The organism is Phenylobacterium sp. (assembly GCF_041919955.1).
Taxonomy (GTDB): Bacteria; Pseudomonadota; Alphaproteobacteria; order Caulobacterales; family Caulobacteraceae; genus Phenylobacterium.
Genome location: NZ_JAYRSU010000008.1, coordinates 38,634 through 54,562 on the forward strand (window position 1 = coordinate 38,634; position 15,929 = coordinate 54,562).

At 69.5% G+C, this 15,929-nt stretch carries 14 protein-coding genes; 3 read left to right on the top strand and 11 right to left on the bottom strand.

Annotated features, from left to right (window positions below; all coding sequences use genetic code 11):
- Position 1: 1 nt before the first annotated feature.
- From ACE3T2_RS09030 to ACE3T2_RS09040, 3 genes are read right to left on the bottom strand one after another with little or no spacing between them, the layout of a single operon-like run.
- Complete coding sequence (locus ACE3T2_RS09030) at positions 2-1,363, bottom strand: efflux transporter outer membrane subunit (RefSeq protein WP_374656791.1); 1,362 nt, start codon at positions 1,361-1,363, stop codon at positions 2-4.
- Positions 1,356-4,427, bottom strand: coding sequence for an efflux RND transporter permease subunit (locus tag ACE3T2_RS09035; protein WP_374656792.1), 3,072 nt, complete (start codon positions 4,425-4,427; stop codon positions 1,356-1,358). Before ACE3T2_RS09035 ends, ACE3T2_RS09030 begins: the two co-directional genes overlap by 8 nt.
- A gap of 2 nt (positions 4,428-4,429) precedes the next feature.
- On the bottom strand, positions 4,430-5,560 hold the full coding sequence (locus tag ACE3T2_RS09040) for an efflux RND transporter periplasmic adaptor subunit (protein ID WP_374656793.1): 1,131 nt from the start codon (positions 5,558-5,560) through the stop codon (positions 4,430-4,432).
- Positions 5,561-5,681: 121 nt separating this feature from the next.
- On the opposite strand from ACE3T2_RS09040, the gene ACE3T2_RS09045 reads away from it, so the two are divergent.
- Positions 5,682-6,338: a TetR/AcrR family transcriptional regulator gene (locus ACE3T2_RS09045; RefSeq protein ID WP_374656794.1), complete on the top strand. Its 657-nt coding sequence runs from the start codon at positions 5,682-5,684 to the stop codon at positions 6,336-6,338.
- 119 nt (positions 6,339-6,457) lie between these two features.
- On the opposite strand, the gene ACE3T2_RS09050 is transcribed toward ACE3T2_RS09045, so the two are convergent.
- The 3 genes from ACE3T2_RS09050 to ACE3T2_RS09060 form a co-directional block, all read right to left on the bottom strand.
- Positions 6,458-8,137, bottom strand: a complete 1,680-nt coding sequence (locus tag ACE3T2_RS09050; protein ID WP_374656795.1) for a GMC family oxidoreductase — start codon at positions 8,135-8,137, stop codon at positions 6,458-6,460.
- Positions 8,138-8,139: 2 nt separating this feature from the next.
- Positions 8,140-8,958, bottom strand: coding sequence for a hydroxypyruvate isomerase family protein (locus ACE3T2_RS09055; RefSeq protein ID WP_374656796.1), 819 nt, complete (start codon positions 8,956-8,958; stop codon positions 8,140-8,142).
- Positions 8,959-9,209: 251 nt separating this feature from the next.
- Complete coding sequence (locus tag ACE3T2_RS09060) at positions 9,210-9,557, bottom strand: hypothetical protein (RefSeq protein ID WP_374656797.1); 348 nt, start codon at positions 9,555-9,557, stop codon at positions 9,210-9,212.
- 232 nt (positions 9,558-9,789) lie between these two features.
- Between ACE3T2_RS09060 and ACE3T2_RS09065 the strand changes: the two genes are divergently transcribed.
- Positions 9,790-10,326 (top strand): ankyrin repeat domain-containing protein, encoded by a 537-nt coding sequence (locus ACE3T2_RS09065; protein WP_374656798.1) that lies wholly within the window; start codon positions 9,790-9,792, stop codon positions 10,324-10,326.
- Here ACE3T2_RS09065 and ACE3T2_RS09070 read toward each other — a convergent pair.
- The 4 genes from ACE3T2_RS09070 to ACE3T2_RS09085 form a co-directional block, all read right to left on the bottom strand.
- A complete protein-coding gene (locus ACE3T2_RS09070; protein WP_374656799.1) occupies positions 10,268-10,783 on the bottom strand; it encodes a hypothetical protein in 516 nt (171 codons plus the stop codon). The genes ACE3T2_RS09065 and ACE3T2_RS09070 overlap by 59 nt on opposite strands.
- Positions 10,784-10,864: 81 nt before the next feature.
- Complete coding sequence (locus ACE3T2_RS09075) at positions 10,865-12,040, bottom strand: mandelate racemase/muconate lactonizing enzyme family protein (RefSeq protein ID WP_374656800.1); 1,176 nt, start codon at positions 12,038-12,040, stop codon at positions 10,865-10,867.
- A complete protein-coding gene (locus tag ACE3T2_RS09080) occupies positions 12,037-13,134 on the bottom strand; it encodes a DUF2817 domain-containing protein (protein WP_374656801.1) in 1,098 nt (365 codons plus the stop codon). Before ACE3T2_RS09080 ends, ACE3T2_RS09075 begins: the two co-directional genes overlap by 4 nt.
- Positions 13,131-14,744 carry an amidohydrolase gene (locus tag ACE3T2_RS09085; protein ID WP_374656802.1) on the bottom strand — a complete coding sequence of 538 codons (1,614 nt, stop codon included), beginning with the start codon at positions 14,742-14,744 and terminating at the stop codon, positions 13,131-13,133. The genes ACE3T2_RS09080 and ACE3T2_RS09085 overlap by 4 nt, the downstream gene beginning before the upstream one ends.
- A gap of 218 nt (positions 14,745-14,962) precedes the next feature.
- Here ACE3T2_RS09085 and ACE3T2_RS09090 point away from each other — a divergent pair, with 218 nt between their 5' ends.
- The gene (locus ACE3T2_RS09090) at positions 14,963-15,322 is read left to right on the top strand and encodes an NIPSNAP family protein (protein WP_374656803.1); all 360 of its coding nucleotides are present in this window, start codon (positions 14,963-14,965) and stop codon (positions 15,320-15,322) included.
- Positions 15,323-15,325: 3 nt separating this feature from the next.
- On the opposite strand, the gene ACE3T2_RS09095 is transcribed toward ACE3T2_RS09090, so the two are convergent.
- Positions 15,326-15,928, bottom strand: a complete 603-nt coding sequence (locus ACE3T2_RS09095) for a TetR/AcrR family transcriptional regulator (protein WP_374656804.1) — start codon at positions 15,926-15,928, stop codon at positions 15,326-15,328.
- Between the last annotated feature and the right edge of the window lies 1 nt (position 15,929).

Consider the following 15,929-nt stretch of genomic DNA (forward strand, 5'->3'; position numbering starts at 1 on the left):
CTCAGGCGCCGAGCGCCTTGAAGACGTCGATCCGCACCGAGCCGAGACGCTGCGCCGACAGGGCCAGATCCGTGCGCGCCGCGACCAGGTCCCGCTGGGCCGTGAGCAGTTGCAGGAACGAAATCTCGCCCACCCGGTAGCGATGGTCCGCCAGCTGATAGGCGGCTTCGGCCCGCCTCGACGCCTCGGCGAGCGCCAGATTGCGGTCGGACTCAGCGCCATAAAGGGCGAGCGACCGCTCTACGTCCTTCAGCGCGCCCAGCACCGCACCGTCGAACAGGGCCAGCGAGACCTGGTTCTGCGCGCGGGCCTGGGCCAGCCGCGCTCGGGCCGCGACGATGTTGGGGAAGTTCCAGGACACCACCGGCCCAACCGAGAACGTCGTCCCCCTTGCACTGGCCAGCTCGCCTCCAGCGTCCTCAAGCCCCGCCCCCAGCGAGATGCGCGGATAGAGGTCGGCGGTCGCCACGCCGATGCGGGCGGCGTCGGCGGCCAGCCGCCGCTCGGCTTCGCGCACGTCCGGACGACGGCGCAGCAGGCCGGCGCCGTCACCGACCGGCAAGACCGCCTGCGTCCGGGGCGGACGGACGCAGGCGGTCGCCTCGGCCGGCGCCTCGGCAGGGGGAACGCCGATCAGGGCGGCCAGGCCGAAGAGGGAGGCCTTGCGCTGGGCCTCGATGGGAGCGACGAGCGCCCGGGCGTTGGCGACGTCGGTGGCGGCCTGCTCGACCTCCAGCCGCGACGCCGCGCCGGCGCTTTCCTGGGCGGTGACGAGCTTCAGGCTGTCTTGCGCGACCGCCAGGGCCGAACGCGACGCCGCGGCGGCGTCCGCAAAGGCGCAGGCGTCGGCATAGGCGCGCGCGGTCTCCGCCGCGACGGTGACGCGAACCTGATCACGAACCGCCGCCACTGCGTCCGCATCGGCCTTGGCCGCGGCGATGGTCGACGAGAGGCGACCGAAGAGATCGACCTCCCAGTTCATCGAGAACCCGGCGCTCCGGACCCAGTCCTCGCGGCCCTGGCCTTGTGGATCGCCATTGCCATAGCGCGCCTGGGCCGACACCGTGGTCAGCGGCGGCCGCTCGCCCCGCGCTCCGCGCAGAACGGCCTGCGCACGCAGGAGGTTGGCGTTGGCTGCGCGCAAATCCGTGTTGGCCGCCAACGCCCGCTCGATCAGGGCCTCCAGCACCGGGTCGTGGTAGAGCCGCCACCAGTCGGCGACGGGCTCGGCCCCGGTGGTGTCGGCCGGCATGGTCTGGAAGGGACCGGTCGCCGCGGCGACCGGCGCCTGGACGCTCCGCCCGCCTGCCGAGGCGCAGGCGCTGGTCAGCAGGGCCAACGTCAGGACGATCAGCTTACGCATGGGCGGCCTCCGACAGCGCCTTGGCTCGCTCGCTTTGGGCTTCATGGCCATGGTCCTTGGCGATCAGGCTGTAGACGGTGGGCAGCACGAACAGGGTGAAGAGCGTGCCGACCAGCATGCCCATCACCACCACGATGCCGATGGCGAAGCGGCTGGCCGCGCCCGCCCCTGCCGCGAACAGCAGCGGCACCAGACCCGCCACCATGGCCGCGGTGGTCATCAGCACCGGCCGCATCCGCACGGCCGCGGCCTTGCGGATCGCCTCGGCGCGTCCCACCCCCTCGTGGCGCTGCATTTCGTTGGCGAAGCTCACCATCAGGATGCCGTGCTTGGAGATCAGGCCGATCAGCGTCACCAGTCCGATCTGGGTGTAGATATTGAGGGTCGCGAAGCCGAGATAGAGCGGGACCAGGGCGCCGCAGATCGCCAGCGGCACGGTGACCAGGATCACCAGCGGATCGCGCACGCTCTCGAACTGCGCGGCCAGCACCAGGAAGATGACGACCAGGGCGAAGGCGAACGAGACGGTCAGGCGATCACCCTCGGTCACGTACTGGCGACTGTCGGACAGCCAGTCGATCGAGGCGCCCGGCGGCAGGGGCTGAGCCTTCAGGAACTCCACCGCCTGCCCCATGGTGACGTTGGGCGCCAGTACTGCCGACAGCGTCGCCGAGTTCATCTGGTTGAACTGCGGCAGGCTGTTGGCCTGGGGATGCACCTCGATCCGCGCCACGGTCGCCAGCGGCACGAGGTCGCCGCTGGCGGTCTTCACGTAGTACTGGGCGAGGTCTTCAGGCGAGACGCGCCGCTCGCGCGGGACCTGGGTGATCACGTCGTAGGAGCGGTCGCGCCAGTTGAAGCGGTTGACGTAGTTCTCGCCCACCAGCAGGGCCAGGGTGTCGGCGATGGCCTCCATGCTGACCCCCATCTCGCCGGCCTTGGCCCGATCGATGGTGATGCGGGCCTCGGGGCTGTCGAAGGCCAGGTCGCTGTCGACGAAGGCGAACAGGCCGCTGCCCCACGCCGCGCCTTTCACCTTCTCCATCGCCGCATAGATCGCGGCGAAGTCCTCGGGCGAACGAATGACCATCTGCACCGGCAGTCCGCCGCTGCCGGCGGGCAGCGGCGCCGGCTGAAAGGCGGCGACATAGACGCCCGTGACGCCGGCGCCCCGCGCGTTGAGCTGAGCCTGTACATCGTCCGCGCTGCGCTCGCGCTCGCCCCATTCCTTGAGGATCACCCCGCCGAAGCCGTTGTTGGCCCCGCCGGTTCCGCTCTCGAACCAGCTGCTCACGTATTCCGGCAGGTCGCGGAACATGTGCTCGACCTGATCGGCGTAGCGGGCGGTGTAATCGACGTTGGCGTACTGCGGCGCCTTGGTCTGGACGAAGACGAAGCCCTGGTCCTCCTGAGGCGCCAGTTCGCGACGGGCGCCGGCGAACAGCACGACGATCGCCACCAGCACCATGCCGCCGACCAGCAGCACCGCGCCGCGGGCCTGCAGCGTGCGGCCGAGCAGGCGCTCGTAGCCGGCGGTCAGCGCGCCCATGCGGTGCTCGATGATCTTGGCAAAGCGGCCTTCCGACACGCGGTCGTTCAGCAGCCACGAACTCATCATCGGCGAAAGGGTCAGGGCGACGACGCCGGAAACCACCACCGACCCGGCCAGAGTGAACGCGAACTCGCGGAACAGCGCGCCGGTCAGGCCGCCCATCAGGCCGATGGGGGCGTAGACCGCCGCCAGGGTGATGGTCATGGCGATGACCGGACCGACGATCTCGCGCGCGCCGACCAGCGCCGCGTGGACCGGCGAAAGGCCCTCCTCGATGTGGCGGTGGATGTTCTCGACCACCACGATGGCGTCGTCGACTACGAGGCCGATGGCCAGCACCATGGCGAGCAGGGTCAGGAGATTCAGCGAGAAGCCGAAGGCCAGCATCAGGGCCGCCGTGCCGACCAGCGACAGCGGGATGGTGATCACCGGGATCGCCACCGCGCGGAACGAGCCGAGGAACAGGAAGATCACGACCACCACGATGACGACAGCCTCGACCAGGGTGTGCACTACCTCGGCGATGGAGGCGTTGACGAAGTGGGCCACGTCGAACTGGTTGAAGATCTTCATGCCGGGCGGGGCGACGCGCTGGATGTCGGGCAGCAGGTCCTTAACCGCCTTGACGATCTCCAGGGGATTGCCGTCGGGGGTCGGCGAGATGCCGATCCAGACCGAGCGGCGTCCGTCGGTCATCGCCTGGGTGTCGTAGTTCTGGCCGCCCAGTTCCACGGTCGCGACGTCAGACAGCCGGATCATGCCGCCCGGGCCGCTGCGGATCACCATGTTGCGGAACTCGTCGATACCGGTCAGGTCGGTGGCGGCGGTGATATTGATCAGGGTGTCGGCGCCCTTCAGCCGGCCGGGCGCGGCCTGCACGTTGTTGGCGCGCAGGGCGGCGGCGACCTCGCCGGCGGTCAGGCCGCGGGCGGCCAGCCGCGTGGGATCCAGCCAGACGCGCATGGCCAAGGATTGGGCCCCGCCGATCTCGACCGAGGCGACGCCCGGCACGGCGGTCACCAGCGGCTGGGCGACGCGGGTGACGAAGTCGGTGATCTGCGGAACAGTCAGGCTGTCGCTGACGAAGGCGACGTACTGAACCGCGGCGGCCCCATCGGTGATCTTGGTGATGACCGGATCGGTGGCGCCCGGCGGCAGGCGGTACTTCACCTGCTGGATCTTGGCCAGGATCTCCGTCATCGACCGGTCGGCGTCGGCGTTGAGGACCAGCTTGGCCTTGATCTGGCTGCGGCCCTGGCTGGAGGTCGAGGTCAGGTACTCGATGCCGTTGGCGGTCGCGATCGCCTGGGCGATCGGCGTGGTCACGAAACCCTGCATGACGGTCTGGGTCGCGCCGGGGAAGCTGGTGTCGACCACGATGGTCGCGCTTTCCATGCGCGGATATTCGCGCACCGGCAGCGAGAACAGCGCCGCCCCGCCGCTGAGCAGGATCAGCAGGCTGACCACCACGGCCAGGATCGGCCGGCGGATGAAGAGGTCGGTGAACTTCATGATCAGCCCTTCGCCGCCAGCAGCTTCGAGACCTGCACCGGCGCGCCAGGCTGCACGCGCAGCTGGCCTTCGGTGATCACCACGTCGCCCGGCTTCAGGCCGCGGACCACGGCTACGCGGTCGCCGATGCGCCGGCCCGGCGTCACCGGCACGATCTCGGCCTTGCCGCCCTTGGCCGCGTTGGCGCCGCGGATGACGGTCACGCTCTCGCCTGCCGCCGAGGTCTGGATCGCCGTCGCCGGCACGAGCAGCGCGCCCTTCTCGGGCGGCAGTTCCAGGGCGACGGCCACGTACATGCCAGGCCGCAGGATTCGCCCGGCGTTGGGCAGCCTGGCCTGCACCGCGACGTTGCGGGTGTTCTCGCTGACCCGCGGCTCGACCGCGTTGACCGTGGCGACGAAGACCTTGCCCGGCCAGGCGTCGGCGGTCAGCCGGACTTGGCCGCCGATCTTCAGCCGCGCCAGCTCCTGCTGAGGCACGGTGAAGTCGACATAGAGGGTGTCGAGGTCGGTCAGGGTGGCGATCGGATCACCGGGGTTCAGGTACTGTCCCAGATCGACCTTGCGCACGCCCAACTCGCCGGCGAACGGCGCGGAGATCCGCTTCTGGGCGATGCGCGCGTCCAGCTGGCGCACGTTCGCGCGGGCCTGGTCGAGGTCGGCGCGGCGCTCCTCCAGCCGGTCGCGGGGCTCGGCCCCGGTCGGCATCAGGCTCACCGAACGTTCGTGCCGCAGCCGCGCCAGCTCGGCGCGGGCCTGAGCCGCGGCGCGGTCGGCGCGTTCGGGCTCGTCATAGAGCTGCACGAGCGGCGCGCCGGCCCCGACCCGCGTCCCGGCGTCGAAGTGGATGGCCACGACCCGCCCGGCGGTTTCCGGGCTGAGCACCACCTGGCGCACCGCGCGCAAGCTGCCCACCGCCTCGAGCGCAGCCGGCGCGTCGCTGGCGGTCACCACGGTGGCGACCACCGGCAGGGCCTGCGCGGGGGGCGGAGCGGCTGGCGCGGCGCGCACCGTGCGCCAGCCATAGAGCCCGCCCAGCAGGACGGCCGTCGCCAGTCCGGCGACGATCATGGGTTTGGACGCGCCGCCCGGCCGGCGCGGCGCGCCATCAGGAACGTTGCGAGACGTCGGCATGGGAGCCCCCTTGTCGGAGAGAAAATCGACTTAGAGTCGATATTGTTGCGAATAGCTATTAATTCAAGGGGCGACGTCAAGTCGCTCGCGCCGGCGCGGCGAAGGGGGCTAGAAAAGACCGATGATGAGGAAGGACATCGGGCGCGTGCGCCGCCGCGGCCGCCCGCCGGTCAGGACCGTCGGAGCCCCAGCCCGTCCGAGGTCTTCCGAGACGCGCCGCGCCCACCTGCTTGACGCAGCGGCGAAGCTCTTCGTCGAGCGCGACGCCGCCGAGGTGACCATCGACGACATCGCCGCCGAGGCCGGCGTCGCCAAGGGCACGTTCTACCACTACTTCGCGACCAAGGCGGACCTGCTGGGCGGGCTGCAGCACCGCTTCATCGACGCCTTCGACCGGCGGCTGGAGACGGCGGTCGGCGCTCACGCGCCGGGCGACTGGAACGGCAAGCTCGCCGCCTGGGTCGAGGCGACGATCACCGCCCTCTTCGAGATGCAGGCGCTGCACGACGTGGCCTTCCACCAGGCGCCCTCGCACGGAGCGCCGCAGTTCGCGCAGTTGCCCTTCGTAACACGTCTGGCCGAATTGCTGGCGGGCGGGGAAGACGCCGGCGCCTGGCGGGTCGGCGATCCCCTGGCGGTGGCTCTGATGGTGTTCCACGGCCTGCACGGCGTGGCCGATGAGACCGCCATCGCCCGGAGCATGGACGCGCAGAGCCTGCGCGCGCTGTGCGTGCAACTCGTCTGCGGCATGGTCGGATCGGCGCCGGCCGAACGATAGACAGGGCGAAACCGGGGCCACCGAAACACTCCCATGATGTCAGGGAGCAGCTTCGTAAAACCTCAAGCACACTTGAGGTAAAGCGGAATTTTTTTCGGATGGCCCTGGAAGACGCCGGACTAGGAGAACGCGCCCTGCTCGAGCAGGTCCGCCGCATGGTTGGCGGTGCGTGCCGAGAGCGCCATGTAGGTGAGCGAGGGGTTCATCGAGGCGCTGGAGGTCATCACCGAGCCGTCGGAGCAGAAGAGGTTCGGGACCTCATGCGCCTGGCCCCAGCCGTTGAAGACCGAGGTCGCCGGATCGCGGCCCATGCGGGCCGTGCCCATCTCGTGGATGCGATCGCCCGGCGGGGTCAGCTTGGCGCCGGCCTCCTCCCACGGCGAGATGTCGACGCAGCCGGCGGCGGCGAGCATCTCGGCTGCGTCGCGGGCGGCCTCGCGCATCATCGCCTTCTCGTTCGGGCCATGCTCGGCGGCGATGTGAGGGAGAGGCACGCCCCAGGAATCGACTCGCGCCGACAGGGTGACGCGGTTGTCGGGATTGGGCAGGACCTCGCCGAACGGCGCCAGGGACATGACCCATACGCGCCGCGGCTTGCCGCTGTCGTCGAGTTCGCCGCCAGGCCGGCGGAACCGGCTGGCGCCGCCCTGAATGCCGAAGCCGCGCAGGTAAGGCTTGTCGGTCTCGGTGATGTTCGAATAGCGCGGGATGTAGATGCCGGTCGGACGATCGGCCTGGTAGGGCTGATCCTCGAACCCGTTATAGGTCCCGAGCAGCGGCGCGCAGCCGACGTGATCCATGAGGTTGCGGCCGACCTGGTCGCTGCCGTTGGCCAGGCCCCGGGGGAACGCCTCGGAGCGCGAGTTCAGCAGCAGGGCGGCGGTGTTGATGGTCGAGGCGTTGAGGAACACCAGGCGCGCCTCATAGGTCACGCCCTGCTTGCTCAGGCGGTCGACCGTGCGCACGCCGGTGGCGCGGTTCGTCACCGGATCGTAGGTCACGCTCTCGACGATGGCGTCTGTGATGACGGTCAGGTTGCCGGTCGCCCGGGCGGCCGGCAACGTCGCGGCCAGCGAGGAGAAATAGGCGCCGAGCGGGCAGCCGTGGGCGCAGCGGACATAGCCCTCGCAGCGCTTTCGCCCCAGGTCCATCTGCGGCTTGGCCACCCGGCTGAGGTTGGCGGTGCGCCCCATGAGGAAGCGCCGGGTCGGGAACGCCGCCTCGATGCGCGCCTTGGCGTCCTCCTCCACGCAGTTGAAGGGGAACGGCGGCAGGAAGTCGCCGTCGGGAAGCTGGGGGACCTCGTCGTAGTCGCCGCTGACGCCGGCGAAGGCCTCGACGTGGTCGTACCAGGGCTCCAGGTCCTCGTAGCGGATCGGCCAGTCGACGCCGTGCCCGTCCTTCAGATTGGATTCGAAGTCGTCCGGCGCCCAGCGGTAGGACTGCCGCGCCCAGGTCAGGGAGCGGCCGCCCAGGTGATAGCCGCGGATCCAGCGATAGGGCTTTCCGGGCTCGGTCTCGTAGGGATGGTCGTGGTCGCTGACCCAGAACTTCTTGTTCGAGTTGAACATCGCGTAGCTGACCCCCTCGTAATAGGGGTAGTGCAGCTGGCGCTCCTCGAGCAGGATCTGGTCCTCGAACCGGCGCAGGCGGCCGGCGATCTCGTGGCTGTAGTCGGGCCCGTGCTCGATGTTCGGGCCACGCTCCAGCATCAGCACCTTCAGGCCCCGCTCGCACAGCTCCTTGGCGACCCAGCCGCCGCTGATGCCTGACCCCACCACGATCGCGTCGAACTGCATCGTCAACCTTGCGCCTCGCGACCGTCCGCCTCGAACAGCGCGACGGCCTGCCTGAGCGCGGCGATGGGCTCGCCGCGCGGAATGAACTCGTGGCCGACCCAGCGGTCGTAGCCCAGATGGCGGAGCAGACCGGCGATGGCGCGCCAGTTGATCTCCTGCCGGTCGTCCAGGTCGCGCCGCCCCGGCGCGCCGGCCGTGTGGACATGGCCGATCAGCTCGAGGTTGGCCTTGATGGTGCGGCTGAGATCGCCCTCCATCAACTGCATATGGTAGCCGTCATAGAGCAGCCGGAGCGTCGGGGAGCCGACCCCGCGCACCACCGCCGCGCCGAAGGCGGTGCGGTCGCACTGCTGGCCCGGATGGTCGACCTTGCTGTTGAGCAGCTCGATGAGCAGCCGAACCCCGGCGCCCTCAGCGTGCGACACCACCGGGGCCAGGCCCTCGACGCAGGCGGCGATGGCGCGTGCATCGTCGCCGTCGCCGAAGCGGTTTCCGGCGAAGACGATCACCGCCTCGACGCCGCCCTGGACGGCCGCGTCGATCTGGCGGCGCACCTCGGCTTGCAGCGCGGCATGGCGCGAGGGGTCGTTGAACCCCTCCTCCAGCTTGTGGCCGCTGGTGTTGACGAGCGTCAGGCCCACGTCGCGGGCGATGGGCCGCAGGTCCTGCGGCAGCATCTCGACGCCCTGGACGCCGGCGGCGGCGGCCTGGCGCAGGAACGGCGCGGGCTCGATCTCGCGCCCCATGGCGAACGACCACCAGGTAAAGCTCTGCCGCATCGCTACGCGCCCGCTCCCCTTCCCGGTGTCTGCTTCGATCATGGTTTCCGCCCTGCGGCCGCCCGTCCAGGGGCGACCGTCGCTTGTTGCGCCTCAATGGCCATACAATCGATTACACGGCAAGGTGCGGCGGAACTTTGGCGGCGGGGGTCGGCGCCTGGCCTTGGACGCTCGGCGCTACGCCAAGCCGAGAGAGAGGCAGGCGGCGGGCCGGCGCGCGACGTCGGAGGGCGCGGGACTGGCCAAGGGCCGATCGCGGGCTTCGGTCCGTTGTGCACACCGCGATGTCCGTTTCAGGCGCGCACGTGCCGCCGCGCCTCACGCGATAGCCGCGAGTAGAGGACGTTCCGCCGGTCGATCTGGCGAAGATGTTCAAGGAAGCATGTGGAGACTGCGTTTGCGAGTTGGTCATCAACAGCGACAGCCTGCTCGACAAACTCCGCCAGACCTTCGATCTGATCTTGAGTCGCCTCCTCCGCGCCGAACGCGGCGGAAAACTCCAGCACAATCCCGTGCAGGCTCCGATCGCCGCCTTGCACTTCCCTCGTGAGTTCATCATCGCCGAACATCGGAAAGAGGGACTGAAGGCGCGTCAGAAGATGGCTTGGTTTTGTGGGGCGCTGCTCGTAGGTCCTGGGCAAGATACGGCTCCCGCGAAGTGGCTGGAACGCTTTACGTCGAGCGTGCTGGGCTCACGTGGTTTGCACCATTCTACCAGTTCGGTTCGTACTGCTTCACAAGCCGCCGGCTTGAAGAGACGCTGATCGGCTGTCGGTCGGGCAACGCTCGATGGCCGCGCCCTCCCCTTTAGCGGACAATCAATCCCTAGGCGCGAAGCATGAGCGCCAGCGAAACTCTGGTCAGGGCGGATCGATGAAGAGGGGCAAGAAGAGCGCCGCGGGTCTTCGAGCCATCCGGACGCTCGCCGAGATCAGCACGAGCTACGAGCTCGATGCTTCTCAGCCTCGGTTCACTTCCGTCGCTGCGCGTGACGTGGATGACGACACCCTGCTGCATCGGGCGGTGTTCGGCGAGAACCGAAGGGACGTAGAAGACCTGCTGCGCCTCGGCGCCGACGTGAACGCCCATGGGGACATGGGACATACGCCGCTGCACTACGCGGCGATGCAGGGACACCTGAATCTGGTCGAAATTCTCCTCGCTGCGGGCGCCAGTCCTTCGGCGCTGAACGAGTGGGGGCAGACCCCGGCGGTAACCGCCGAGCTGGGGGGACATGTCGAAGTCGCCCGCCTGCTGCGGTCGCCGCGAGGGCGGCAGAGGGGCCCACCTCGGGCCTTGGGGAGCTCGGTCGTCATGGACCTGCGCCGAGACAGCTACGGGCGCACCGCCGTCATTGGCTCGCCGGCGCTCGCCGGACGGCCATCAGGCAGAAGATCGCCGCCGCGATGAGACCGACGCCGCCCATCATCACAGCGCCGCCAAGCACGCCGGGCAAGTCAGCCCAGGTTCGCTCCGTGTTGGGGACAATCATCTCGCCGTTCACGACGTAGCGCCGGCTTGGATCGGGCGGCCATAGCCCGGCGACCAGGAAGGGGACCGCCCCCAGCGAAAATCCGATGGCCAGCGCAGACCAGCCGTTCAGCCATCGCCAGCGGTATCGGCTGAACCCGACCAGGATCGGCGTGATGACCACCGCTTCGACGGCGAGGCACACGCCGCCTCCCATCACGAGGAGCAGCACCCATAAATCAATGGCGCTCGACGCATCGAAGTCTTCTGCAGGAGGCGAAAGGACCGCTGACATCGCAACGAATAGCCAAAACGCGGTCAGCGCGACGACCGGGGCCACGATGTACGCGAGGCCGATCACCCACCACCGGCGAAGTTCGAGAGCGCTCCTGGACATTCAGCAGCTTTGCCATGGGGGCGCATTGCTGTCGAACTTGCGCCGCTCTCGTCCGCCGCCAGGCGCGTTGCGGGGACTCCCCTACGCCACCACGCTGATCGGCTTGTGGGTGAGGTAGCGGTCGACGGCGGCGTCGTCGAGGTCGACGCCCCAGCCGGGGCCGGTGGGGACGTGGCCGAAGCCGTCCTGGTAGGTGATGCGGTCCAGGATCAGGTCGTCCTCCAGCATCAGGTGCCCCTGCAGCTCGGTCGCGTGGCGGATGTTGCGCGCGCGGGCGGCGTGCATGTGCAGGATCACGGCGCTGCCGACGCCCGAGGGCTGGTTGTGCAGGACCACATCGAGGCCGCGCGCCGCGGCGTAGTCGATGGCGCGCAGGGCGCGGCTCATGCCGCCCGGGCGCTCGGCGTTGAGGCCGAAGGTGCGCACGGCGTCCATCTCGGCCAGGGTGTGCAGGTCGCGCAGGCCGAAGGCGCCCTCGTGCGCCATCAGCGGAATGCGGGTCTGGGCCTGGAGCTTGGCCATGCCGGCGAAGTCGTCGGCGCGCACCGGCTGTTCGGCGAAGTCGATCCCGTAGGGGGCGATGGCGTCGAGCACGGCCAGGGCCTGGTTGGGGCCATAGGCCTGGTTGAAGTCGACCCGCAGAGCGACGTCGGGGCCGACCAGCTCGCGCATGGCCGACATGATCGCCACGTCCTGCGTCAGGCCGTCGCCGAGCTTGCAGCGGAAGGCGCGCACGCCCATGGCGAGGCCCTGGCGGGCCAGGGCGCAGATGACGTCCACCGAGGCCAGCGGCAGCACCATGCAGAGCGGAACCTTGTCGAGCTGGGCGCCGCCGCAGAGGTCATGGACCGGCCGCCCGATGCTGCGCGCGGCGACGTCGTGCAGGGCGAGGTCGAGCACGCCCTTGGCCATTTCGTTGCGGGCGACGTTGTCGTCGAACTTGGCGTTGATCGCCTCGATGTCGAAGGCCGAGCGGCCGAGCACGAAGCGCGCGAGGTGGTCGCGGATGAGGTCGGCCATCAGGATCGGCGAGACGCCGCTCTCGACCAGCCAGACGAAGGCCTCGCCGACGCCGGCGACGCCGCCCTCGGTGGTCATGCGGCAGATCAGGAAATCGCCGCCCAGCCAGTGGTCGTCGACATTGAGGCTCATGGCGACCTTGCCGCTGCCGCCCTGGAGCGCGGCGCGGACCTCCTCGCGGAACGGCACGTGCAGCGGATAGAGGTCGATGCGGACGATCGGGTCGCGCGGGCTCATCGGGTCAGCCTTTCTTCGAGATCGGGGGCGGCCAGGCCGCTCAGAGCTTGGGCGAAGACCTGGCGGCCGCGCGCCAGGACGGCTTCGCGCCAGGCGGGATCGGCGGGATAGAAGGCGGCCAGCAGCCGCGCCTTGATCGCCCTGCCCCGCTCGCCGGCCAGGTCGCCGTGATGGACCAGCCAATTGTCCTCGATCATGGCGCCCAGCACGGCCTCCCCCGGCTCGGTGCCGTATTCGAGCGTCATGGGCACGACGCGCACGCCGGCAAGCTGCGTCTCCATCGCCCCGTTCATGTAGCCGCCGAGGATGGTGTCGGCCGCCGAGCGCGGCCGCGGGGTGACGAACATCGGGCCGAACCACTGGGCGGTCAGGGCCTTGTGCGGCTCGTCGTCGCCAGCGGCCATCATCAGCATGCCGACGCCGCTTTCGCCGAGGCCGCTGTGCAGGTCGATCTGAACGACCACGCGGCGGCCGGCGAGGCGCCGGGCCCAGAGCTCCTCCACCGCCCGCCGCGACCAGCTGGGGCCCGCGCCGCCGTACTGGACGCCGCGCGGGAAGGCGTACTGGCCGCCTGAGACGGCCTTCATCATGGTCAGGTAGTCGCTCTGGGCTCGCATCCGGTCGAGCTCGGCGGCGATGGCGGCGAGCGCGCCGTCCGGCAGCTCCTCCGGGTTCAACAGGGCGTCGATAGCGGCGTAGGCCTCGTTCGCAGGGGCGCCGGCGGCGAAGTCGATGAAGTTGCGGTTGAGGTCGACATTGTCCTCGTTCACCCGGCGCAGGTGCGAGAAGCCGTAGGGATTGACCGCATGGACCAGCATCAGGGCGGTGTCCGGCGGCAGGTCCGGGGCGTCCTGGACGAACTGGAGCTGAAGGGCCGAGCCGCAGAAGCCCTCCACGCCGTGGACGCCGCTGGAGATGGTCAGCACGCGGCCGGCGTCCTGCGGACCGCGCCAGAGCACGTCCATGTAAAGCGGCGCGCCGTCGGCGCCGGCCTGCGGGTGGTCGAGCGCCTCGTGCGTCCAGCCGCCGGCGGCGTCCGCGGCCGCGAGCAGGCGGTTGCGCGCCTCGCGATAGTCTTGCGAATAACAGGTCATGCGGCGGCGTCCGTCTGGATGAAGGCGCCGGCGATCATGGTGCGCAGCACCGCGATCTGGCCGATGCGCTCGGGCGGGACGTCCAGGGGGCTGGCGCTGAGGACCACCAGGTCGGCGACCTTGCCGGCCTCGAGCGTCCCCTTCTCGGCCTCCTCGAACTGGATGAAGGCGGCGTTGCGGGTGAACATCGCCACCGCCTGCTCGGGGGTCACGCCCTGTTCGGGATGGAAGCCGCCGCGATTGACCGCATAGTCGATGGCCGCGATCACGTCGGGCCGCTCGATGGGCGCGTCAGACGAGCCGGCGAGCGCGATCCCGGCGGCCAGGAAGTCGCGGAACGGATAGACGTGCGGCGTCCGCTCCGGCCCCAGCCGGGCGGGCAGCCAGTCCTTCTCCGAGCGGATGAACAGCGGCTGGGTGCAGACCTGCAAGCCGATGCGGGCGATCCGCGCGATCATCCGGGGATCGGCGATGGAGGCGTGCTCGATGCGATGGCGATGGTCGTCGCGCGGATGCTCGGCCAACAGGCGCTCGAACAGCCGCACGCAGTTGGCGACGCCCTGATCGCCGATGGCGTGGATGCAGACCTGGTAGCCGGCCAGGTGGGCGGCCTCCATCCGGCGATAGATCTCGTCGTCCGGCAGGGTCATGTAGCCATGGGTGCAGGCTTTGTCGGCGTAGGGCTCGCTCATGCAGGCGGTGCAGGAACCGAAGGTGCCGTCGGCGAAGATCTTGATCGCCCGCGCTCGGGTGCGTTTGGCGGGATCGTTCAGCGGTGAGTCGATGACCGCGCGCACGCCGTCCAGGGTCTTGCCGATGACGATGGCGTAGATGGATTGCGGCATGCGGTCCCGCACCATCTGGACGACCATGCTTTCCATCCGGGCCGAGGCGCCGCCCGGCCCTTCCTCGTCACTCTGCATCATGGCCCCGATGGAGGTGACGCCGCCGGCGGCCAGGGCGGCGAAGCAGGCGCGGCTGGCCTCGAACATCCGTGCAGGATCGGGACCGGGCATGTGGCCGAGCGGCAGGCCGGTCGCAGCCTCGTAGAATATCCCATCGAGCCGGCCCCGCGCGTCGCGGCCGAGCGAGCCGCCCGGCGGGGCCTCGACGTCTTCGCCGACACCCGCCGCAGCCAGCGCCGCGGAGTTGACGATCACCGCGTGACCGTCGCGGGTGTAGACCAGGGCCGGACGATCAGGGAACCAGACGTCCAGTACGGCGCGGTCCAGCCGCTCGGCGGGCGGCAGGCGCTTGGCCTCGAACTGAACGCCGATCAGCCACTCGGCGTCGGTCAGCCGCGGTTCGAGCGCATCGAGACTGGCGCGGACCTGGGCCAGCGAGGTCGCGTCTTCCAGATCCGCATTGGCGGCGAAGAACATCATCGGCAGCGGATGCAGGTGGGGGTCGATGAAGCCCGGCAGCAGGGCGCGGCCGGCCAGGTCGATCTCTTCCGGCGCAGCGCCTACTTCGCGCGCCTGCGCGCGCGCCGCATCCAGGTCGCCGACGAAGGTGATGCGGTCGCCTGTGGTGAGCAGCGCCTGCGCGCCGGGCGCGCCATCGGCCATGGTGACGATCGGGCCGCCGTGAAACAGAAATGAGCTCGCCACGGCTGTCCGTCTCTCCCGCAAATCGCAATATAGTAATTACTAGGTTCCAGCCTGTGCGGGGTCAATTGGCGGTGTGACGCGGCAAGGCCTCAAAAGCTCGCCGCGGAGGCGCGGCCTGTTGCGGACCGCCGCCGCTCGCCGCACGCTCACCTCCATGCGACGGGGCCGGGGCGACGGGCCATGCCAAAGCGCCTGTCCAACCGCGACGGAGACCCTCCTTGTTCACCTGTGTCATCCGCTATCATGTCGATCTCGAAGAGCTGCAGGCGTTCCGAGAATACGCGCGGGCCTGGATCGGGCTGATCCGCAAGTACGGCGGAATCCACCACGGCTACTTCGTACCCGGAACCGGCGACGAGGTTCTGCCGGCGACGACCTTCAGCTTTCCCGGACTGGGAACCGCCGCCCCGGCGGATGTGGCGTTCGCGCTCTTCAGCTTTCCCGACATCGCGGCCTACGAACGCTATCGCGTAGCGGTGGCCGAGGACGAGGCCTGCAAGGCGGCCACAGCGAAGTTCAACGAAACGCCGTGCTTTTCGGGCTACGAGCGCTCATTCCTCATCCCCATGTTCGATTGAGCGTCAGAAGAGGTCGAGCACAGCGGCGAGGGCTGTGGCGGTGCGGTCGAGGACTTCCGCCTCGCCGGCGAAGTCGGTCTCGAACAGCATCTCGACGGCGGCATAGCCGAGATGCAACGCCAGCCCCGCGCGCACTCTCAGCGTCTCGCCGTCAGAGGCCAGGCCCTGTTCGGCGAAGTAGTCGACCAACAGGACGGCCATGCGCTCCTGGTGTCTCAAGCGCACGTCGCGCAGTTCGGGAATGGCGCGAAGGGCGACGAGCAGTTCGAAGCCGCCGGTGAAGGCGCGGCTCATTCGCAGCGACTCGCTGAGCATGTCGCGGCAGATGGCGCGCAGGTCGTCCGGCGTGCGGACGCGTCGTCCGGTGTCGGTGCGGATCGCGGTGCTCTGGGCGCTCAGCATACGTTCGCCCAGCTCGCGCAGCAGCGCATGCTTGTTGGGGAAGTAGTGATAGAAGGTCGGCGGGGTCAGGCCTGCTCGTTCGGCCACGGCGTTGGAATTGACGCCCTCAACCCCTGTCTCGGCGAGCAGCGCCTGGGCGGCCGTAACGAGGCGCTCGATGCCGCTGGGCTTCGCACCGGGACGCGCTTTTTGCTTCGAGCTCATA

Bases quoted from the DNA above. Each gene is read 5' to 3' on its own strand.
- ACE3T2_RS09030 (WP_374656791.1), bottom strand. From the start codon at position 1,363: ATGCGTAAGCTGATCGTCCTGACGTTGGCCCTGCTGACCAGCGCCTGC.
- ACE3T2_RS09055 (WP_374656796.1), bottom strand. From the start codon at position 8,958: ATGATCGAAGCAGACACCGGGAAGGGGAGCGGGCGCGTAGCGATGCGG.
- ACE3T2_RS09040 (WP_374656793.1), bottom strand. From the start codon at position 5,560: ATGCCGACGTCTCGCAACGTTCCTGATGGCGCGCCGCGCCGGCCGGGC.
- ACE3T2_RS09050 (WP_374656795.1), bottom strand. From the start codon at position 8,137: ATGCAGTTCGACGCGATCGTGGTGGGGTCAGGCATCAGCGGCGGCTGG.
- ACE3T2_RS09045 (WP_374656794.1), top strand. From the start codon at position 5,682: ATGATGAGGAAGGACATCGGGCGCGTGCGCCGCCGCGGCCGCCCGCCG.
- ACE3T2_RS09070 (WP_374656799.1), bottom strand. From the start codon at position 10,783: ATGTCCAGGAGCGCTCTCGAACTTCGCCGGTGGTGGGTGATCGGCCTC.
- ACE3T2_RS09035 (WP_374656792.1), bottom strand. From the start codon at position 4,427: ATGAAGTTCACCGACCTCTTCATCCGCCGGCCGATCCTGGCCGTGGTG.
- ACE3T2_RS09095 (WP_374656804.1), bottom strand. From the start codon at position 15,928: ATGAGCTCGAAGCAAAAAGCGCGTCCCGGTGCGAAGCCCAGCGGCATC.
- ACE3T2_RS09065 (WP_374656798.1), top strand. From the start codon at position 9,790: ATGAAGAGGGGCAAGAAGAGCGCCGCGGGTCTTCGAGCCATCCGGACG.
- ACE3T2_RS09075 (WP_374656800.1), bottom strand. From the start codon at position 12,040: ATGAGCCCGCGCGACCCGATCGTCCGCATCGACCTCTATCCGCTGCAC.
- ACE3T2_RS09080 (WP_374656801.1), bottom strand. From the start codon at position 13,134: ATGACCTGTTATTCGCAAGACTATCGCGAGGCGCGCAACCGCCTGCTC.